Consider the following 20,557-nt stretch of genomic DNA (forward strand, 5'->3'; position numbering starts at 1 on the left):
TAAAAACGGAGGAAAAATCATGTTAACATACGATTTAATTGTTATTGGTTTTGGTAAAGCTGGTAAAACATTGGCAGCAAAAATGGCAACACAAGGAAAAAATGTTGCCTTAATTGAACGTAGCAAAGCCATGTACGGTGGAGCTTGTATCAATATCGCTTGTATTCCAACCAAAACTTTATTAGTCGCCGCAGAAAAAGGACTATCATTTGAAGAAGTAATGGCTGAGAAAAATGAGGTTACTAGCAGACTTAATGGGAAAAATTACGCAGCCATTAGTAGTGCTGGAGTAGATATTATTGATGCAGAAGCTCATTTTCTGTCTAACAAAATAATTGAAATTGTAGCAGGCGACGAAAAGCAAGAGCTAACAGCCGAAAATATCGTCATCAATACGGGCGCTATCTCAAATGTTTTACCAATTCCAGGACTTACTACAACAAAAAATGTTTATGATTCAACAGGCATTCAAAATCTTTCTACATTACCTAAACGTCTTGGCATCCTTGGTGGTGGAAATATCGGTCTTGAATTTGCAGGACTTTTCAATAAGCTAGGAAGCAAGGTTACTGTCCTTGATGCTGCTGATACTTTTTTGCCACGTGTAGAGCCTTCAATTGCCACTTTGGCTAAACAATATATGACGGAAGATGGCATTGAAATTCTTCAAAATATTTACACTCAAGAAGTGAAAAATGACGGTGAAGAGGTGCTTGTCATTGCTAAAAACGAAATATTTCGCTTTGACGCTTTGCTTTATGCTACCGGTCGTAAACCAAATATCGAACCATTAAAACTTGAAAATACAGACATCCAAGTTACAGACCGCGGTGCTATCCAAGTGGATAAGCATTGCCAAACAACTGTTCCTGGTGTCTTTGCTGTTGGTGATGTCAACGGTGGACTACAATTTACTTATGTTTCGCTAGATGATTTTCGTGTCGTTTTCCATTACTTAGCCGGTGATGGCTCCTACACACTTGAAAATCGCAAATATGTACCGACTACCATGTTTATCACTCCCCCACTTGCACAAATTGGTTTGACAGAAACCCAAGCTAAAGAACAAGGCCTGCCCTATGCTACCAAAGAAATTCCAGTTGAAGCCATGCCACGTGGACATGTTAATGCAGATCTTAGGGGAGCGTTTAAAGTTGTTGTTAATACAGAAACTAAGGAAATTTTAGGGGCTACTATCTTCTCGAAAGGTGCTCAAGAAATCATTAACATTCTAACTGTAGCTATGGATAATAAGATTCCTTATACTTATTTCACAAAACAAATCTTTACTCATCCAACTTTGGCTGAAAATCTTAATGATTTATTTGCGATTTAGTCACGACTTCTGTACTTCGACAAACATGTTGTCATAAACTACTTTGATTTCATTCGACAAAAAAGCAAAAGTGGGATAGGGCTGAGAACTAAAAATTTTTAGCCCGTTCTCTCACTCTTGCAAAGCTTGCTCAAGTATCGCGTGACTATTTATTTCCATCATAAAAACGAGGCTGAGATATTATCGTCCCAACCTCGTTTTTATTATAGTTGCATTTGATTATATGTTTTACTAAATGCATTTAAAATTTCTTTTGGCGCGTCTTTATAAGAAGTTTCTCCTTCTAGCGTTCCTTTAACAATCGTTCGTGACGTAGCCGCAGCATCTTCACAAGTCACCAAAGTCACTTCATTGACACCTTCGCGGTCATTAATCACATCTACTCTATCAGGTGCCACATTCTCAACTGAAGTAATGGAATAAGTATAAATTTTTTCCTTATCTGTCAGATAAATTTTCATTCCGGCTTTAGCACGATCTAAAGGAGAAAAGAGCATATTGCTTGCACCTGTAATCCCAAATACATGGTGACTAGCCAATGCATAATTCCCTTTCCCCATTTGCTGTGTTTCTTTCATCGTACCTGCGCCATAATAAAGACCCACATTGCCCAAGCCTTTAAAAATTGGCAAATTCATCGAAAGTTCAGGAATAGCAATTCCACCAATAACTGGTAATTGCTGTGCTTTCCATTGCGCATTAATCACATCTTCGGTAGACAGCGATTTAACTTTATCGAAATTAAAGCTAGTTTTGGCTTTTTTATTTTGAGTGATTTTATCTTTTGAAACATTGCTCACTTGATATCGATTGGTATGCCAAACCATGATCATATTCCGAATAGAAGAGTTGAAAATAAGTGCAAGTGCAACAATGATTAACAATGTCGCAATAATATTAATCAGAATATTTTTTCTTTTATTATGTTTTTTTCTTGTTGATGACATAACATTTCCTTTTATTTAGTTTATTCTTCATCCACTTCTTTTTCATTCTCTGCTGCAACGCTTGTAAAAGTAACAATCTGCGCTCCCTTATCTAGTCGCATTACTTTAACACCCAAAGTTGCACGTCCTGTTTGAGAAATATTAGCAACATTTGTCCGAATAATAACCCCTGTATTTGTGATAATCATCAAATCTTCATCACCATTCACAGCCATAAGCCCCGCTAATGGACCATTTTTCTCAGTAATATTAGCTGTTTTCATTCCTTTTCCGCCACGACCTTTCGTAGCGTATTCACTAGCTAAAGTACGCTTGCCATATCCTTTTTCAGTGATAACTAACACTTCTTGATCATTCGAAATGACACTTGCTCCTACAACATGGTCATCCGCACGCAAATTCACTCCACGCACACCAGTCGCAGCTCGTCCCATATTTCGAACTTGATTTTCGTTAAATCGTACAGCATATCCCATTTTGGTTCCGATAATGATATCTGCGTGACCATTTGTCAAAAAGACGTTGATGAGTTCATCCTCATCTTTTAAATTCAAAGCTTTCAGACCATTTTGACGAATATTAGCAAACTCTGTTACGCTTGTCCGCTTCACAACACCATAGCGCGTTGTGAAGAAAAGGTAGGAATGATCATCATGCTCGGCTTGAACATTGATAATCGTCTGAATTGTTTCACCTTCGTCTAATTTCAACAAATTAACAATTGGCAAACCTTTCGCTGTACGGCCGTATTCAGGAATTTCATAACCTTTCAAGCGATAAACGCGACCTTTATTGGTAAAGAAGAGTAAGCGATCATGTGTGCTGGTAGAAACTAATTCACGGACAAAATCGTCATCCTTTACACCTGTTCCTTGAATACCACGACCACCACGTCTTTGCGCAGTGAATTCATCTTGGTTCAACCGTTTGATATAGCCTTTATTGGAAAGTGTAATCAAAACATCTGCTTCTTCGATGAGATCTTCATCTTCCAAAGACAGTACTTCACCAACCATTAGTTCTGTACGACGTTCGTCAGAAAACTTACGTTTAATCTCTTCTAATTCTTCCTTGATAATCGCAACAACTCGTTCTGGTTTAGCTAAAATATCTGCTAAATCTGCTATCAATTTCATCAAGTCGTCATATTCAGATTGAATCTTATCACGTTCCAATCCCGTTAAACGGCGAAGACGCATATCCAGAATCGCCTGACTTTGACGTTCGGATAATTCATAGCGTGCCATCAACTCTGCTTGCGCTTCTGCATCTGTCTCACTGTTTCGGATGATGCGAATCACTTCATCAATGTGATCAAGTGCAATCAGCAAACCAGCTAAAATATGTGCACGAGCTTCCGCCTTTTCCTTATCAAAAACCGTCCGACGTGTCACCACTTCTTTTTGGTGTTCAATATAAGCAAGCAAAATCTCGCGTAAAGACAGAATCTTTGGCACTCCATTTTGGATCGCCAGCATATTGAAACTAAAATTCGTCTGCATTTGCGTTAATTTAAATAAATTGTTCAAAATAACATGCGCACTTGCATCCCGCTTCACATCAATGATAAAACGAACCCCTTCACGGTTAGATTCGTCACGAACCGCTGTAATTCCGTCAATACGTTTTTCTTGAACCAGTCGCACAATATGCTCATGAATTTTGGTTTTATTGACCATATACGGAAATTCAGTGACGACAATTCGTTCACGACCAGATTTAGTTTCTTCGATTTCTGTCCGAGCACGTAAAACAATGGAACCCTTCCCAGTTTCATAAGCGCGATGAATGCCCGATTTCCCCATAACCAAAGCGCCTGTCGGGAAGTCTGGACCAGGCAACACTTCCATAAGGTCACGTGTGGTCACATCTGGATTATCCATGACTAATTTTACAGCATCAATGGTCTCACCAAGATTGTGAGGAGGAATGTTTGTTGCCATTCCCACAGCAATACCTGTCGCCCCATTGACCAGCAAATTAGGAAAACGTGACGGTAAAACTAATGGCTCACGCTCACTGCTATCATAGTTATCTGCAAAATCAACTGTATTTTTGTTAATATCACGTAACATTTCAAGCGATATTTTGCTCATCCGAGCTTCTGTATACCGTTGTGCCGCAGGACCGTCTCCGTCCATAGAACCAAAGTTTCCGTGACCATCTACTAACATGTGACGGTAAGACCACCATTGCGCCATCCGCACCATTGCTTCATAGATAGAAGAATCTCCATGTGGGTGATATTTACCCATAACATCACCCGTGATACGAGCAGATTTCTTATGTGGTTTGTCAGGAGTCACCCCCAGCTCATTCATCCCATACAATATTCTTCGGTGAACAGGCTTTAAACCGTCTCGAACATCCGGAAGAGCACGAGCAACAATGACACTCATGGCATAATCGATGAAACTCGTCTTCATTTCGCTCGTTAAATTCACATTTACTAAATTATTATCCTGCATTAAAAAATGCCTCTCTTCAATTTATATGACCATATCATTATAACATAAATTGGGATTTTTTTCAGTAAACACCCTTTGTTGTAAAAACGTTTACATAAGATGATATGTATTATATTCGTGACAAAATGTTACAAAAGTGATAGAATAGATGTGTAAAGGGAAAACGTTCCCCAATAAAATAAAGGAGATGTTTAGCAAAATGACTCTTACTAAACAACATAAAAAAGTCATCCTTGTTGGTGACGGTGCTGTAGGTTCTTCTTACGCATTTGCTCTTGTCAACCAAGGAATCGCCCAAGAACTTGGTATTGTTGATATTTTCAAAGAAAAAACAGAAGGGGATGCTGAAGACCTCAGCCATGCCTTGGCTTTCACTTCACCTAAGAAAATTTATTCAGCAGAATATGCTGATGCACACGATGCAGATCTTGTCGTTTTGACTGCTGGTGCACCACAAAAACCAGGTGAAACTCGTCTTCAATTGGTTGAAAAAAACCTTCGTATCAACAAAGATGTTGTTACTAAAATTGTTGCTTCAGGATTCAACGGTATCTTCCTCGTAGCTGCTAACCCTGTTGACATTTTGACTTACTCAACTTGGAAATTCTCTGGATTCCCTAAAGAACGTGTCATTGGTTCAGGTACTTCTCTTGACTCAGCACGTTTCCGTCAAGCACTTGCTGAAAAATTAGATGTAGATGCTCGTTCTGTCCATGCTTACATCATGGGAGAACATGGTGATTCAGAATTCGCTGTTTGGTCACATGCCAACGTTGCAGGTGTCAACCTTGAAAATTATCTTCAAGACGTAGAAAACTTCAATGCTGCTGAATTAGTTGACCTGTTTGAAGGTGTCCGTGATGCTGCATACTCAATCATCAATAAAAAAGGTGCGACTTTCTATGGTATCGCAGTTGCCTTAGCTCGTATCACAAAAGCTATCCTTGATGACGAAAATTCAGTTCTTCCACTTTCAGTATTCCAAGAAGGCCAATATCCTGGCGTTACAGACTGCTACATTGGACAACCAGCTATTGTCGGCGCACATGGTATCGTACGTCCAGTAAATATCCCGTTGAATGATGCTGAAAAACAAAAAATGCAAGCTTCTGCTAAACAATTAAAAGACATCATCAATGATGCCTTCTCCAAAGAAGAATTTGCTTCAGCAGCTAAAAACTAAAGAATTTCCTTTCTTACTCCTTGTTTTATCAAGGAGTTTTTTCATATCTAAAATGGATACGATAAAGTTGATTTGCACGGCATCATGACTTTATCGTATCCATTATTTTATATAATCTCACCTTATCAATTTATTTCAATATATCTTTTAAATAAGGAACAGTCTTCTCACCTTTCATATCTGACAGCACCCGAATCCAGCGAAATGCTGTATGCTCTTCCAAATCAAGTTTAATCTCTCTATATTCCAGCAATTTTGCCTTATACACTAGACGCGTAAAAACGATGCCCTTTGTATCATCATAACAGCTATCCTCATGAAGAATCGAACTTAATTGTACTTTTTGGTTGACTTCTTCCATCGCTTCTCGTACAGCACCTTCTCGCGGCAATTCGTCTTCTTCCACACTACCTCCTGGAATATCCCAATATTCTGGATACATGTTTGGAGAACCACGTTTTATTTTACTTCGTTTAATAAGCAAATATTTTCCATCTTTTTCAATTAGAACATGAGCAATCAATTTTATAGGCATTCGCAATCTCCTTTGTAAAAATAAAAAATCTTGCATAAAACAAGACTTTCAAGTAATAAACACAATCCACCCTGAGAGAATCGAACTCCCATCTCAAGAACCGGAATCTTACGTGATATCCATTACACTAAGGGTGGCAACTATTTTATTATATAAAAATTTTATAAAAATAACAAGTAAAAAAGGACTGAAATGATAAATTCCAATCCTTTTATTTGATTATAATTCAATATCACCAAACAAGTCAGCCATTGAAAATCCAGTTTGAGTTTCTGGAAGCTCAAAGTCACGTTTTTCTTGACGTTTTTGACGACGAGGACGTGATTGACGTTTTTCTTTTTGATCATCTTCTTGTACTGGACGTTCTTCAAGAGCTTTGATAGAAAGTGATACACGTTCTGCATCAGCATTTACATCAAGAACTTTCACAGTTACTTCTTGACCAACTTTAAGCACATCTTTCGGATTTTCAACACGTTTATGTGAAATTTGTGAAATATGGACAAGTCCGTCAATACCTGGCAATACTTCAACAAAAGCACCGAAATCTGTCAAACGTTTAACTGTGCCTTCAATCACATCACCAGCAGCTAATTTTTGTTCAACACCGTCCCATGGTCCAGGTGTTGTAGCTTTAAGAGAAAGTGATACGCGTCCTTCTTCTTCGTTCAAATCAAGAACTTTTACTTCAATTTCATCGCCAACTGATACAACAGATTTTGGTGAAACGTTGCGTTCGTGTGACAATTCAGTTAAGTGAACAAGTCCGTCAACACCACCAAGGTCAATAAAGGCACCAAAGCTTGTGATACGTGCAACTTTACCAGTCACGATGTCACCAACAGCCAATTTACCAAACACTTCAGCACGTGCTGCTGCAGCTTTTTCTTCTACTACTTCACGGCGTGAAAGAATGAAACGATTTTCTTTTGAATCCACTTCTTTAATTTTTGCTTCAAATTCTTGACCTACAAAACGTTCAGTATTACGAACGAAACGAGTATCTAGCATTGAAGCAGGAATAAATCCACGAAGTCCTTCAAATTCTACTGAAAGACCACCTTTAACTGCACGAGTACCTTTTACAGTAACAACTTCTTCTTCACGTCCAACCAACTTGTCCCATGCCTTGCGAGCTTCTAAACGTTTTTTAGATACAAGGTAAGTAACTGTATCAGTATCTTTACCAACTACTTGACGAAGAACAAGCAATTCAAGTGTTTCACCTGGTTTTACAAGGTCGTTAATGTCAGCTTCACGATCGTTTGTCAATTCACGAAGGGTTAACACACCTTCTACACCAGTTCCAGCGATTGCAACATTAGCTTGGTTCGCATCAACAGTCAATACTTCAGCAGTAACGACATCGCCTGGCTCAACTTGGCTAACACTATTTAGCAAATCTTCAAATTCATTCATCTAAAAAAATCCTCCAACAATCAAGCATTTCTTGCTTGACATACTTATAATATTTTTCCTAAGCACCGCAATGACATGAACTATCTTTAACGTTTCCCACCCTATAAAGAAATAAAATACCCTAAGATATTTTACCATTTATCTGATATATTACCTAAGAACTGGGGTAGCTGGATTCGAACCAACGCATGAGGGAGTCAAAGTCCCTTGCCTTACCGCTTGGCTATACCCCAAAAAGAACGCGGACAAAATCCTTTAAACGCTGAGTGCGCTCATGGAGAGGGAGGGATTCGAACCCCCGAACCCGAAGGAGCGGATTTACAGTCCGCCGCGTTTAGCCTCTTCGCTACCTCTCCTGTATAATCAACAGTATTTATTATACCATTGATGAAAAGAAAACACAAGCATTTATTTCCCCAAATTATAGGTTTCAATCAATTTTTCCACGGCATTTTCAAGTTTTTTATAAAAACTATCAACATTTTCATTTTTTATGATAGCAAATTGCCCGTCTAACTCAGCAATTTGACCAATGACTTTTTTACCAATAGATAAAGCATAACCTTCGTATTGTTCAGACCCTACTTTTACTTGGCTATCTGCTAATTGGATTTCAATCTTTTTGTCTTTTTTACTCATCATATACCTCTTTCAAGTCTCTATTTTACAAAAAAATAGAAAAACTAGCAAGCAATATGCGAAACTAAAGCTACCCCAACGGTGAGATAGCTTCAAAAATTTCTAAACTTTGACAATCCAGCCTTCTGGTGCTTCAACATCACCAAATTGAATACCGGTTAATTCATCATAAAGTTTTCGAGTGACAGGTCCAACTTCTGTTTCACTGTAAAAGACATGGAAATCGTCACCGTGCTGAATACCACCAATTGGAGAGATGACCGCTGCTGTACCGCAAGCCCCTGCTTCAGCAAAACGATCCAAATCATCAATTGGTACATCTCCTTCGATAGCTTTCAAGCCCAAACGATGTTCTGCTAAATATAGAAGAGAATATTTTGTGATAGAAGGCAGGATAGATGGGCTATATGGTGTTACAAATTCGTTGTCTTTGGTAATTCCAAAGAAGTTTGCAGACCCCACTTCTTCAATCTTCGTATGAGTGGCAGGGTCTAGATAAATGACATCAGAAAATTTCTTTTCGTGAGCCATTTGCCCTGGAAGCAAGCTTGCTGCGTAGTTACCGCCGACTTTAGCAGCACCTGTTCCATAAGGAGCAGCACGGTCATACTTGTCAGAAACGATAAAGTTTGTCGGAGTCAAGCCCCCTTTAAAGTAATTTCCAACCGGCATAGCAAACACGGTGAAAATGTATTCATCTGCTGGTTTAACACCGATGATGTCACCAACACCTAACAATAGCGGACGAATATAAAGGGTTCCTCCTGTTCCATACGGTGGAACGTATTCTTCATTGGCACGAACCACTTGCTTCACAGCATCAACAAACATATCAGTCGGAACTTGTGGCATCAAGAGACGGTCTGAGGTGCGTTGCAGACGTTTTGCATTTTGATCTGGACGAAATAGCTGTACGCCGCCGTCTTTCGTGCGATAAGCTTTCATTCCCTCAAAGGCTTGTTGACCGTAATGAAGGCAAGGAGATGATTCAGACATGTGCAGAGTTGCATCTTCAGTCAATCCTCCTTTTTCCCACTGACCATTTTTATAATAAGCAAGATAACGATAAGGCAATTTCATATAGGAAAAACCAAGATTTTCCCAATCAAGATTTACTGACATAACATTCTCCTTTTTAATTTTATGATTTTTATTTTACACTATTTTTAGATATTTTCAATAGTTTTTTGCAAAATTCTGAAAATTTTTTAATTTCAGTTTATAACCGAACAAAAAATCAGCCGCTTGGACTGATTTTCAATTATTTAAGATTCGCAGAGAACACTTCTTCATCTGAAATAGTATCAGAGATAAAGCTACCGTTGCTAGTTCTTTCAGACAAACCGAGGTCAGCAAGATTCACTTGGTAAGTCGTTCCTTTGTTAGAAACAATAGAAAGAATCTGCTCTTCTTCTGCTGTTGGATGATCTGAACTAAAGAGGTCTAGTTCTGCAGGTTGCTCTCCAAAGACAGGACCTGCTTGGAAAATACGATGTGGCTTGGACTTCAGCTCGCGCAACACTTGCAAACCACGATTTGCTCGGCTCGTCACAGGAATATCTGCAACTGCCATTCGCTTGAGCGCTCCGCGCTGGGTCAAGATATAAAGTGAATCAGTATTGGCAATAAAAGCCGCTGCTAAGACATCATCTTTTTTGAGATTGATAGCTTTGACACCTGCTGCTTTAGCACCCACAACTGGCACTTCTTCAATATTAAACCGCAAGGCATAACCGTTCTTGGTCACTAGCATAACATCATCTAGCTTGATTGGAGAAAGTGTGATAATTTGGTCGTCTTCATTTTTTAATTTAGCAAATTTAACAGACTTGGACTTATAGGTGCGCCAAGGACTGAATTCTTTTCGCTCTACGCGCTTGATTTGCCCTAGTTTTGTTACCGCAAAATAAGTGCCTTCGTCAAAATTATCTACTAACTCAGTGTAGATGACTTCTTCATTCGTCTCAAAATTGGTAATGGTCTGGCTGAGGTGTTCCCCGATTTCTTTCCAGCGAATGTCTGCCAGCTCGTGGACCGGTCGATAGATGACATTGCCAAGATTGGTAAAAATCAAAAGGTGCTGAGTGGTTTTCGCCGAGCTAATAAAAATCAGACGGTCATCATCTCGCTTGCCGACCTCATCAACCGTTGATGAATTGAAAGAACGTGGACTGGTGCGTTTAAGATAGCCACCACGAGTGACGCTGACATAGGTTTCTTCTTCCACAATCAGACTAGCCGTATCAATCTCAATGGTATTGGCTTTATCTTGCAATTCACTAAGACGAGGATTGCCAAATTTCTTTTTGACCTCACGCAGTTCACGCTTCATCAGATTGTACATGGTCCGCTCATCACCGATAATGGCTGAAAGCATGGCAATTTTTTCGCGTAATTCCGCCTGCTCTTCCTCCAGAATCACCACGTCTGTATTGGTCAAGCGATAAAGTTGGAGAGTGACAATAGCCTCTGCCTGCTCTTCGGTAAAATCATAGCTGACCTTGAGATTTTCCTTGGCATCAGCTTTATTTTCCGACGCACGAATGAGCGCAATCACTTCATCCAAGATAGAAATCACTCGAATCAAGCCTTCTACGATATGCAGGCGCTTCTCTGCTTTGGCCTTGTCAAATCGGCTGCGCGCCAGAATAATCTCTTTTCGGTGGGCAATATAACTAGTCAGAATCGGCACGATCCCTACCAAACGCGGTGTAAAATGATCAATCGCCACCATGTTAAAATTGTAATTGACCTGCAAATCCGTATATTTAAAGAGATAATTCAGAATCAGCTCGGTATTGGCATCCTTTTTCAGCTCAATGGCAATACGAAGCCCATCACGGTCAGACTCATCCCGTACTTCTGCAATACCAGCTACCTTATTATTGACCCGAACGTCATCAATCTTCTTGACCAGAACAGCTTTGTTAATGTCATAAGGAATTTCAGTGACAACAATCTGCTCTTTGCCGCCTTTGAGCTTTTCAATCTCCGTCCGAGAACGCACGACAACGCGCCCCTTTCCAGTCTCATAGGCTTTCTTAATCTCATCACGCCCTTGCACAATAGCTCCCGTTGGAAAGTCAGGGCCCGGCAGAAACTCCATGAGTTTGTCAACCTTAGCTTTGGGGTGGTCAATCATATAGACCACCGCATCGATGACTTCCGCCAGATTGTGAGGCGGAATGTCCGTCGCATACCCAGCAGAAATCCCCGTTGCCCCATTTACCAAAAGATTTGGAAAGGCAGCAGGCAATACGGTTGGTTCTTTCTCCGTATCGTCAAAGTTCCAAGCAAAAGGCACGGTGTCTTTTTCGATGTCTTGTAGTAAGTAGCCCGCAATCTCAGACAAACGAGCTTCGGTGTACCGCATAGCGGCTGGCGGATCGCCGTCCATAGAACCGTTATTTCCGTGCATTTCCACTAAAATCTCACGGTTCTTCCAATCCTGAGACATACGCACCATAGCGTCGTAGATAGAACTATCACCGTGCGGGTGGAAATTCCCCATGATATTTCCGACAGACTTGGCAGACTTGCGGTAGCCCTTGTCAAAGGTATTGCCGTCTTTGTTCATCGAATAAAGAATCCGACGCTGCACGGGCTTGAGTCCGTCACGAATGTCGGGCAAAGCCCGCTCCTGAATAATGTATTTGGAGTAGCGCCCAAAGCGCTCTCCCATAATGTCCTCCAAGGACATGTTTTGAATGTTACTCATAAGATACAAAGGGACGTTTCGGCTTGCCGAAAATTTCTGTAGAAAAATAGGAAATCGATGCAGGGTTCGATGAACTCCAATCGATTTATCTTTTTTCCTAAGTCTTAGTCCCGTGTTCAGTTGCTATACAACCAAACTATCCTTTCTGTAATTTTCTTTTTTAATGCTTCCTGATGTAAGAGGCATCTCTTATGAATGAGCAAAGTGGATTATCACTTTCTTAGATTCAGTTTTTCTTTAGTGTACTGAATCATTTTTTCTGCAGTTTCTTTATCATAAGGAAAACCAGTCTTGAGAGAGAAAGCCTGAGCTTCTTTGTGAAAAAATTGCTGCGTAGACAGTAAAGAGTGGATGAGGCTTTTTTTGTTGGAAAAATCAAGCAAAGTGGCAAATTCTTCTTCCTTCTCCGCGGGTAAATACTGAAACAGATACTTATAGTTCTTGCCGATATCAATCACTCCCTTGTTCGCTGCCACTTGCCAAGCTAGAAGCTTGAGCAATTCTTTCTGACAGATACCATAGAGATGATCCACCGCATACACAAATTGCTGACGCTGAATCCCCTTGACAACATAGGCTGAAACCCACCAGAATTCATTGCACGATTTTGCAAAATCATCCGCACTTGCTGGTTTTGTCCAATAGCGTTTGGGAGTGGGGGGATAGGGTCGAAAAAGTCCCTGTGGGTTGTCCAACACCATAAAGTCTGCTTCGCTATCCACCCATTCTTTGATATGCTCCTTAGGGCAAAGGGTCAAATCTATCCGATTACCATCTTCAAAGAGCATCAAGTAGAGCCGGCGATGCGCAAGTACATTATGCTGCTCAATAATGCGCTCGCCAAACTGCTCCAACCAAGCAAGGTCAGCTACCAGTCTATCCAAATTATCCACAATGTAGACCACATCATAGTCTTGAAACTCGTCCTTGGGAGCATCTGGATTTGTCCGCGAGCCGGACATGGCAACAGCATCGACTTTTAGCACTTTTGCGGTTTGCAAAATCAAATCCAACATTTCACTTTCAGTTCTCATGGAAGTACCTACCTTTTTGCTAGATCTCTTCTTTCACTTTCTTAACCGCTTTGCGTTTTTTGTAGCGGCTGCGAATGGTATTGAGGTGGTCGCGAAGATCTGCATAGTGGCTTCTTTCTGGGTAGGCATAGGTCATAATAGCAGTGAAATCCAGCAGGAAATCGTAGATTTCTTGTAGTTGAATGCGGAGTTGCTTGCTTTGGCTAGGCACTTTGCCTTTCAACTCAGTCAAGCGCTCCTTATAGGCTTCTTCAAACCGCTTTTGCGCAGTCATCAAATTTTCCACATGAGCTTCCAAGTGCAGTTTTGCCAGCGCCGTTTGATAGGTTGATTTCTTCAACTCTTGGAGCAGGTGGTTGATGCCCTCGGTCTCCTTTTCATAGTTGGCAGCCGCAATCCCTGCATAATTTTTTAGCAAGCCCGCCAAGGTGCCGTAGGCTTCTTTCGTTGCAGTCTCCTTAACCCTCGAAAATGCCCGTACCAAAGCAGTCAGCGTAGCCAAGGCATCATCTCGCTCGCGATCAGCTTGGTCTAAACTAGTCACCAAGCGACTAGCTTTCGTCTGATGAAGCCCCTCCTGAAACTTAGCCAAATGCTGGCTCATCTCTTCCAGCTTACCCGTATAAATACTTTCAACCTTATGCGCCTTGTTAAAAGCAGCAATTGCCTCTTTCGACTCGATCATGAGCTGGGAAAATTCACTTTTATCCAGAGTTTTCGTGTCCAATGTAGTGATTCCGTATGTCAATTTCATTATTTTCTCCTAATTCTTTTAAATTCTAATCTATTTCATATCATTTTTACATTGTTCAGTTTCGGAAAAGGCTTTTTACTCAAAAACCGTTCGTCCGAAATTAGAATGTTCGCCTTTTGCTCCAAGAACTATTGTCCGAAAACAGAACAATCGGGATTTACTGAAAAGTCGCTTGTCCGAAAGTTGAACGACTTTACTTTTGCTCTAGCGAGCTTGTCCGAAAACAAAAATTGCTTGCTAGAGGGGAAGAACATCTTGTAGGGAAATATCTACCTCTAAATGAATCTATTTGAAATATTACTAATTTTCTTTCCCCATTAGCTTTTCTATTCCTTCCATTATGTTTTCTATTCCATAGTGTGTTACATTTTTTCCTTCATTATGACCATATTGAAGATATATTACTGGCTCATCTTCTAAAACAAAGTAGTAATAATTTTTTTATTGCTTTTTGATATTTTAGATTTTTTTAACAAGTTGGCATGAACTATCTTAGCATCTTTATAGGAAAAAATAAGAATATTAGAAGGATTTTCCAAAATATTATCAATATCCTTCTCATCAAAAATTTTAATTTTTTTCTCTTCTAAATCATTTAATAATTTTGTATCAAAACGATAAATAGCTTCTTCTTTTGGTTTTAAAACAAGATAAAAATCATTACTACCAATGCCAATATTTTCAGTTACCTCAATTTCATTTCTATCACTATTTTTAAAGTATTTTCGATATTCTTCTCTATAACCATTTTTATAAAAGTCAGGATAGCTTAATTTACTGTCTTCTTCATGTAATATGGATAAATCAAAATCTAAATCAGTGTTTGGAATAAAATAGTGTTTAAATTTCTCAGGAGATGAAATAGGTAAATAGAATATCTCTGTACCAATAGGATAAGTATCATTGATGTTCTTGAAAATAAGTTTCACTTCATAATAAACATTTTGATTCTCTGATAGTAGCGCAAATACTTCTGCTTCAATCTTTGCCTGTATTTGGTTTGCACTAGAAAATTGAGTAAAAAGATTGTCATCTTTATTATCTATGAAAGAGTCATCCCAATTCTTACTATTATTCCCATTATGTTGAATAACTTGGTAACCAGACACAGAATTATGAAATTGTCTTGCAAAAACATGGCCTCTATGAAAATACCACTCACTTCCATATCCTTTAGGAATGTTCCCTTTTGGGAATTTATTTGGAGTATTTCTCAGCGGATACAAATTATTAGGAATATTATTTGATTTTAAAACTGTTTCCCACCCTTTTCTGGAACATTTTAAGCGTTGGATTCTATTATTATCTATACCAGCAATTTCAAAAAAATTTCCATTTCTTAATGTGAGGCGTACAGGTTGAGCTGTTTTAATATCAATGGAAGGAGAAAAATATTTAATTTTTTGTATTCTATCACTAAGATCCAGCAATTCCATTAGTTCTTCTTTATTCTCTAGTCCCAATCTTGTATAAATTTCATTTTCTTTCATAACTACTTTCTAAACCTTTCTTTAAAATACCGTCTGCTCCTCCAGCGTAAACTTGACGTTATCTTCAATCCATTTACGGCGGGGTGGGACTTTGTCGCCCATGAGGACATTGACGCGGCGTTCGGCACGAGCCAAGTCGTCAATGGTGACGCGAATGAGGGTTCGGTTTTCAGGGTTCATAGTGGTTTCCCAAAGCTGGTCGGCGTTCATTTCCCCCAGCCCTTTGTAGCGCTGCAACATGGCACCTTTGCCAAATTTCTTGCGCAGGTCTTCTAGCTCACCGTCCGTCCAAGCATACTCGACAACCTCGTTCTTACCTTTGCCTTTGGACATTTTATAAAGAGGAGGCAGGGCGATATAGACATGCCCCGCTTCTACGAGTGGGCGCATGTAGCGGTAAAAGAAGGTCAGCAAGAGCGTCTGGATATGGGCACCGTCCGTATCCGCATCGGTCATGATGATAATCTTGTCATAGTTGGCATCTTCGAGGGAGAAGTCCGAACCAACACCCGCACCAATGGTGTAAATCATGGTGTTGATTTCTTCATTTTTGAGAATGTCTGCCATTTTAGCTTTAGCGGTATTGATGACCTTACCGCGCAGGGGCAGAATTGCTTGAAACTTCCGGTCGCGTCCTTGCTTGGCAGAGCCACCCGCTGAATCTCCTTCGACTAGATAGAGTTCGTTTTTAGCTGGGTTTTTGGATTGGGCTGGCGTTAGTTTTCCAGATAAAAGCCCCTTGTCTTTCTTGTTCTTCTTTCCACTTCGGCTTTCATCTCTCGCCTTACGGGCTGCCTCGCGCGCATCTCTCGCCTTAATCGCCTTGCGGATGAGATTTGACGCCAATTCCCCATTTTCCAAGAGGAAAAAAGTCAACTTGTCTGACACAATCGAATCCACCGCAGGACGAGCAAGCGGACTGCCTAGCTTGTCCTTGGTCTGCCCTTCAAACTGCAAATGCTCTTCTGGCACTAAGATAGAAAGAACAGCCGCTAAGCCCTCGCGGTAGTCAGAACCTTCCAGATTTTTATCCTTTTCTTTCAGCAAACCAGTCTTTCTCGCATAGTCATTCATGACCTTGGTAATGGCTGACTTGAGCCCTGTCTCGTGCGTTCCGCCATCCTTGGTGCGAACGTTATTGACAAAAGAAAGGATATTGTCTGAATAACCATCGTTGTACTGGAGAGCCACTTCCACTTGAAAACCGCCCTCTTCTCCTTCAAAATAAAGGACCGGCGTCAAGGTTTCCTTGTCTTCGTTCAAGTAGCTGACAAAGTCCTGCACCCCATTTTCATAATGAAAATCAACAGACTCGCCCGTTCGCTCATCTGTCAGAGAAAGGTGAACATTTTTCAAGAGAAAGGCTGATTCATTGAGCCGCTCCGAAATGGTATTGTATTTGAAATCTGTCGTTGAGAAAATCGTGTCGTCAGGCATAAAGGTCACTTTTGTGCCCGTTTTTGATTTGGGAGCTTTGCCAATCTTTTCCAGACTGGTAACAGGTTTCCCACCTTGCTCAAATCGTTGCCGATAAACCGTTCCGTCACGTGTGATTTCAACTTCCAGCCAACTAGACAGCGCATTGACCACAGAAGAACCAACACCGTGGAGACCCCCAGAGGTCTTGTAACCGCCCTGACCGAACTTACCTCCAGCGTGAAGCACCGTAAAGATGACTTCCACTGTCGGGATTCCCATAGCGTGCATACCGACAGGCATTCCCCGACCGTGGTCTGCTACTGTCAAACTCCCGTCTTTGTGAATGGTCACGTCAATCTTGTCGCCAAAGCCAGACAGAGCCTCATCGACTGCATTGTCAACAATTTCCCAGACCAAATGGTGAAGCCCAGTTGCATCTGTTGATCCGATATACATACCAGGACGCTTCCGAACCGCGTCCAACCCTTCTAATACTTGAATGGCATCATCATTGTAATTGTTAATATTGATTTCCTTTTTTGCCACAAGGAGCCTCCTGAATCATTCATCCTTTCTATCTTACAAGTTTTTAGTAAATTTTGCAAAGATTTTAAGAAAATAGTGTATTCTTTCTGCTTCTCACCACCATTTTTTCAGCCTAGACAAATTTTGTAAAATATTTCTGGTCGTTCAACTATCAAAATCAAAATTCATGGTATAATAAAAACATGATAAAGATAGTTTTTACATTGATAGTAGCTTATTTGATTGGTTCAATCCCTGCCGGGCTTTGGATTGGACAAGCATTTTACAAGAAAAATCTCCGCGAATACGGTAGCGGAAATACAGGGACGACCAATACCTTTCGTGTCCTTGGGAAAAAAGCAGGCATCATCACCTTTATTTTCGACTTTTTTAAAGGAACGTTTGCGACACTATTGCCATTTTTTCTTCATATCAACGGTATTTCTCCTCTTGTTTTTGGACTTTTAGCCGTGCTTGGGCATACCTTCCCCATTTTCGCAGAATTTAAGGGCGGTAAAGCCGTGGCAACCAGTGCAGGTGTCATTCTGGGCTTTTCACCGACTTTCTTCACTTATTTAGCTGTCATCTTTTTCAGCTGCTTGTATTTGACTAGTATGATTTCTTTTTCAAGTGTGACAGCTGCTGCCTCTGCTATTCTGGGAGTCTTAATTTTCCCGTTATTTAGTTTTCTTTTGCCACGTTACGATGTGCTTTTTACCGTGATTGTGCTGGCATTAGCGCTCATCATTATCGTTCGACACAAAGATAATATTCAGCGGATTCGGACGAAGCAAGAAAATCTCATTCCCTTCGGATTGAATATCACAAAACAACAACCTAAACAGAAATAAAAGAAGCTAGGATAAAAAATCTTAGCTTCCTTTTATTTTATTCTTTGTGAGCTTTTTTAAATCTAGATAATCCTAAAAGTCCAACGACAAAGCCAAGTAAACTGATAAAGGTAGTATCTGTTGTACCTGTTTCTGGCAAGCTCTTTTGGCCTGAAGGCACAAATTGTTTGTGTACATTGACTGGAATCGTTGCCGTTCTTTGATGTGTATTTGTTTGAACCGCTGGCACAAGTTCTTTTTGTCCAGTTTCATTTGGCTTCACTTGATTAGCAGCTTGATTTTGAAGTTTCTTGTATTGTGCAGTCGAGATTGAAATAGTCCGTGAATTAGGATTGACAACCGCATAAGCTGTTAAGTCTGTTTTTGCCAAATAGTCTGCAAAAGCAACGTCCATTGAAGGACCTTCTTCGCGAGCTCCGCCCAACATACTATAACCGTCACCACCTGCAGCCAAGAAATCATTAGTTGTCAGATAGTAGATTTTCTTAAGGTTTAATTTTTCATATTTTCCTGTTTCAGGATTTTTGATTTCAATGCCAAGAATACGCTTATCAGCTGGCAAGGTTGTGTCATAATAAACTTTTGCTCCAGAAACTTGCAGGAAACCACCGCTTGGTTCAAGTAACGGTTGACCATTTTCATCTAGGACTGGTTTGCCGTCTTTTTCTTGTAAAATAGAACCTAAAGACTTAGCAAACATGTCTGCGATGTTTTGCCCAGTCACTTTTATTTGAGTAATGGTATTACCAAATGGTAAAACAGCAATAATATCTCCTTTGGTGATTGGTTTCCCTTTCGCAATTGTTTCACGAAGTCCGCCGCCGTTAGTTACAGCAAGGTCTGTCTTATGACTGAATCCTATTTGCCCGTACTCATAGAGTGCATCTGCTACGACATTTCCAAGATTGGTTTCCCGCACACGGACATTTTCTCGATTACCATTTAACTCAACTGGGCTATTAGCAACGACCACTTTTGCGTTTTCTTGGTCATATTTCTCTTTGATTTTGTTTACTAATTGCTGAATAGCTGGATCTGGAGTAACGCCTTTTACTGAATCAGCTGAGATTTGTTGAGGATTTCCTAGAAGTTGACCAGATTTGTATGTTACTTTTCCGATATTATGCAAGTAACTACCTGTTTGATTATAAGTAACATTGTCGCCGTAGGTCACTGATTCTACAGTATGTGAATGCCCGTCAATCACCGTCACACGTTTTCCTTTTAGCAAAGGATTTTTTGATAATGCTTCTGCCAAGGTAGAACCACGCCATTCAACTGGTGTCGTCGTATCTACACCCAAATGCGCCAAAACGACATAATGTTTGTAAGTTTTACCTTCCGCTTTCGCACGAGATTCCACTTCTTCAATGACTTTATTGACTTCTGAAATTGGATCTGTAAACGTAACCCCCTGAACATTGCGTGGGTGTGTTTTTGTTGCAGTTTCTGGCGTTGTCACCCCAATAACCACAAATTCATCTCCCACAACATTCTTGTCTTTATCAACAATCGTAGAAGCCTCAAAGAGACGTGCTCCATTGACATAAGTATTGGCACTAAGAAGAGGGAATTTCAAAATTTCTTTGTATTTTTTCACCTCATCCAAACCAAAGTCAAATTCATGATTTCCGACCGCCGTTGCGTCATAGCCAATCTTATTTAAAATATTCGCGCGCTCTTCTCCTTTTGAGCTATTGGAAATCGGAAGCCCTTGAAAAGCATCGCCTGCATCCACAACGAGTGTTGTTTGATTAGTCTTTGCACGTTCTTGCTCAATGACAGCTGCTAATTTAGCATCGCCAATGACACCTTTTTCTTCTACAATACGACCGTGTACATCATTTGTATGAAGAATAACTGTATCCTTTTCGGATTGAGCTGTGGGCGAAACAACAGCTTGAGCGGCTGGAGTTATAGAATCTGCTGGAGTTACAGAAGTTTCAACTTGTTTGTTCTCGCTCTTTTCTGTTACTTTCTCTGTGGAAACTTCAGTAGCAGGCAAAACTGCTGAATCTCCTTGAGCGGTCGTAGGTGCAACCGACTGATTTTCTTTAGGAGCTTCTACTTGCTCTACAGGTGCTGTTGAAGTAGCTAGATCTACAGCATCAGCAGAAACCTGATGTGCTAAAATTGCTGGAGCAATTAGCAATGTCGACAAAATAGGGACAATGAATTTTTTCTTCTTCATAATCAATCCTCTTTTATTCTTTTTGGATTCTATTATACAAGATTGTCT

At 40.2% G+C, this 20,557-nt stretch carries 15 protein-coding genes and 3 tRNA genes; 3 read left to right on the forward strand and 15 right to left on the reverse strand.

What is annotated here, in order from left to right:
- Positions 1-19 precede the first annotated feature (19 nt).
- A complete protein-coding gene (locus tag HMPREF3249_RS01175; protein ID WP_059220747.1) occupies positions 20-1,336 on the forward strand; it encodes an FAD-containing oxidoreductase in 1,317 nt (438 codons plus the stop codon).
- 203 nt (positions 1,337-1,539) lie between these two features.
- Here HMPREF3249_RS01175 and HMPREF3249_RS01180 read toward each other — a convergent pair whose 3' ends face one another.
- On the reverse strand, positions 1,540-2,283 hold the full coding sequence (locus tag HMPREF3249_RS01180) for a class A sortase (RefSeq protein WP_049534067.1): 744 nt from the start codon (positions 2,281-2,283) through the stop codon (positions 1,540-1,542).
- 20 nt (positions 2,284-2,303) lie between these two features.
- Positions 2,304-4,751: a DNA gyrase subunit A gene (gyrA, locus tag HMPREF3249_RS01185; RefSeq protein ID WP_049534072.1), complete on the reverse strand. Its 2,448-nt coding sequence runs from the start codon at positions 4,749-4,751 to the stop codon at positions 2,304-2,306.
- A gap of 199 nt (positions 4,752-4,950) precedes the next feature.
- On the opposite strand from gyrA, the gene HMPREF3249_RS01190 reads away from it, so the two are divergent.
- The gene (locus HMPREF3249_RS01190; RefSeq protein ID WP_003024429.1) at positions 4,951-5,934 is read left to right on the forward strand and encodes an L-lactate dehydrogenase; all 984 of its coding nucleotides are present in this window, start codon (positions 4,951-4,953) and stop codon (positions 5,932-5,934) included.
- Positions 5,935-6,064: 130 nt separating this feature from the next.
- On the opposite strand, the gene HMPREF3249_RS01195 is transcribed toward HMPREF3249_RS01190, so the two are convergent.
- The 12 genes from HMPREF3249_RS01195 to parE form a co-directional block, all read right to left on the reverse strand.
- Positions 6,065-6,469, reverse strand: coding sequence for an NUDIX hydrolase (locus HMPREF3249_RS01195; RefSeq protein ID WP_022525130.1), 405 nt, complete (start codon positions 6,467-6,469; stop codon positions 6,065-6,067).
- Positions 6,470-6,534: 65 nt separating this feature from the next.
- A tRNA-Arg gene (locus HMPREF3249_RS01200) sits at positions 6,535-6,606 on the reverse strand.
- 82 nt (positions 6,607-6,688) lie between these two features.
- Positions 6,689-7,888: a 30S ribosomal protein S1 gene (gene rpsA, locus HMPREF3249_RS01205; RefSeq protein WP_059220749.1), complete on the reverse strand. Its 1,200-nt coding sequence runs from the start codon at positions 7,886-7,888 to the stop codon at positions 6,689-6,691.
- A gap of 161 nt (positions 7,889-8,049) precedes the next feature.
- Positions 8,050-8,121, reverse strand: a tRNA-Gln gene (locus tag HMPREF3249_RS01210).
- A gap of 42 nt (positions 8,122-8,163) precedes the next feature.
- Positions 8,164-8,244: transfer RNA gene (locus HMPREF3249_RS01215), tRNA-Tyr, on the reverse strand.
- A 52-nt stretch (positions 8,245-8,296) separates the two neighbouring features.
- On the reverse strand, positions 8,297-8,527 hold the full coding sequence (locus HMPREF3249_RS01220; protein ID WP_049533369.1) for a DUF2969 domain-containing protein: 231 nt from the start codon (positions 8,525-8,527) through the stop codon (positions 8,297-8,299).
- Positions 8,528-8,629: 102 nt separating this feature from the next.
- On the reverse strand, positions 8,630-9,667 hold the full coding sequence (locus HMPREF3249_RS01225; protein ID WP_080977788.1) for a branched-chain amino acid aminotransferase: 1,038 nt from the start codon (positions 9,665-9,667) through the stop codon (positions 8,630-8,632).
- Between the two features lie 121 nt (positions 9,668-9,788).
- Positions 9,789-12,245, reverse strand: a complete 2,457-nt coding sequence (parC, locus tag HMPREF3249_RS01230; protein WP_059220751.1) for a DNA topoisomerase IV subunit A — start codon at positions 12,243-12,245, stop codon at positions 9,789-9,791.
- 212 nt (positions 12,246-12,457) lie between these two features.
- Complete coding sequence (locus HMPREF3249_RS01235) at positions 12,458-13,279, reverse strand: aminoglycoside 6-adenylyltransferase (RefSeq protein WP_049533371.1); 822 nt, start codon at positions 13,277-13,279, stop codon at positions 12,458-12,460.
- Between the two features lie 19 nt (positions 13,280-13,298).
- On the reverse strand, positions 13,299-14,033 hold the full coding sequence (locus HMPREF3249_RS01240; protein WP_059220753.1) for a DUF6261 family protein: 735 nt from the start codon (positions 14,031-14,033) through the stop codon (positions 13,299-13,301).
- Positions 14,034-14,449: 416 nt separating this feature from the next.
- Positions 14,450-15,523: a hypothetical protein gene (locus HMPREF3249_RS01245; RefSeq protein WP_070867444.1), complete on the reverse strand. Its 1,074-nt coding sequence runs from the start codon at positions 15,521-15,523 to the stop codon at positions 14,450-14,452.
- Between the two features lie 21 nt (positions 15,524-15,544).
- On the reverse strand, positions 15,545-17,488 hold the full coding sequence (parE, locus tag HMPREF3249_RS01250; protein ID WP_059220758.1) for a DNA topoisomerase IV subunit B: 1,944 nt from the start codon (positions 17,486-17,488) through the stop codon (positions 15,545-15,547).
- A gap of 182 nt (positions 17,489-17,670) precedes the next feature.
- Here parE and plsY point away from each other — a divergent pair, with 182 nt between their 5' ends.
- Positions 17,671-18,318 carry a glycerol-3-phosphate 1-O-acyltransferase PlsY gene (gene plsY, locus HMPREF3249_RS01255; protein ID WP_003029646.1) on the forward strand — a complete coding sequence of 216 codons (648 nt, stop codon included), beginning with the start codon at positions 17,671-17,673 and terminating at the stop codon, positions 18,316-18,318.
- A 37-nt stretch (positions 18,319-18,355) separates the two neighbouring features.
- Here plsY and nt5e read toward each other — a convergent pair whose 3' ends face one another.
- The gene (nt5e, locus tag HMPREF3249_RS01260; RefSeq protein WP_059220761.1) at positions 18,356-20,509 is read right to left on the reverse strand and encodes a cell surface ecto-5'-nucleotidase Nt5e; all 2,154 of its coding nucleotides are present in this window, start codon (positions 20,507-20,509) and stop codon (positions 18,356-18,358) included.
- Positions 20,510-20,557: the final 48 nt, after the last annotated feature.

The sequence above is a fragment of the Streptococcus sp. HMSC36C04 genome (assembly GCF_001839535.1).
Lineage (GTDB): Bacteria > Bacillota > Bacilli > Lactobacillales > Streptococcaceae > Streptococcus > Streptococcus hominis.

What these genes read in the sequence shown, in the direction of transcription:
- HMPREF3249_RS01195 (WP_022525130.1), bottom strand. Translation starts at nt 6,469, where the DNA reads ATGCCTATAAAATTGATTGCTCATGTTCTAATTGAAAAAGATGGAAAA.
- HMPREF3249_RS01180 (WP_049534067.1), bottom strand. Translation starts at nt 2,283, where the DNA reads ATGTCATCAACAAGAAAAAAACATAATAAAAGAAAAAATATTCTGATT.
- HMPREF3249_RS01190 (WP_003024429.1), top strand. Translation starts at nt 4,951, where the DNA reads ATGACTCTTACTAAACAACATAAAAAAGTCATCCTTGTTGGTGACGGT.
- HMPREF3249_RS01220 (WP_049533369.1), bottom strand. Translation starts at nt 8,527, where the DNA reads ATGAGTAAAAAAGACAAAAAGATTGAAATCCAATTAGCAGATAGCCAA.
- HMPREF3249_RS01175 (WP_059220747.1), top strand. Translation starts at nt 20, where the DNA reads ATGTTAACATACGATTTAATTGTTATTGGTTTTGGTAAAGCTGGTAAA.
- HMPREF3249_RS01240 (WP_059220753.1), bottom strand. Translation starts at nt 14,033, where the DNA reads ATGAAATTGACATACGGAATCACTACATTGGACACGAAAACTCTGGAT.
- rpsA (WP_059220749.1), bottom strand. Translation starts at nt 7,888, where the DNA reads ATGAATGAATTTGAAGATTTGCTAAATAGTGTTAGCCAAGTTGAGCCA.
- parC (WP_059220751.1), bottom strand. Translation starts at nt 12,245, where the DNA reads ATGAGTAACATTCAAAACATGTCCTTGGAGGACATTATGGGAGAGCGC.
- HMPREF3249_RS01235 (WP_049533371.1), bottom strand. Translation starts at nt 13,279, where the DNA reads ATGAGAACTGAAAGTGAAATGTTGGATTTGATTTTGCAAACCGCAAAA.
- HMPREF3249_RS01245 (WP_070867444.1), bottom strand. Translation starts at nt 15,523, where the DNA reads ATGAAAGAAAATGAAATTTATACAAGATTGGGACTAGAGAATAAAGAA.
- gyrA (WP_049534072.1), bottom strand. Translation starts at nt 4,751, where the DNA reads ATGCAGGATAATAATTTAGTAAATGTGAATTTAACGAGCGAAATGAAG.
- nt5e (WP_059220761.1), bottom strand. Translation starts at nt 20,509, where the DNA reads ATGAAGAAGAAAAAATTCATTGTCCCTATTTTGTCGACATTGCTAATT.
- plsY (WP_003029646.1), top strand. Translation starts at nt 17,671, where the DNA reads ATGATAAAGATAGTTTTTACATTGATAGTAGCTTATTTGATTGGTTCA.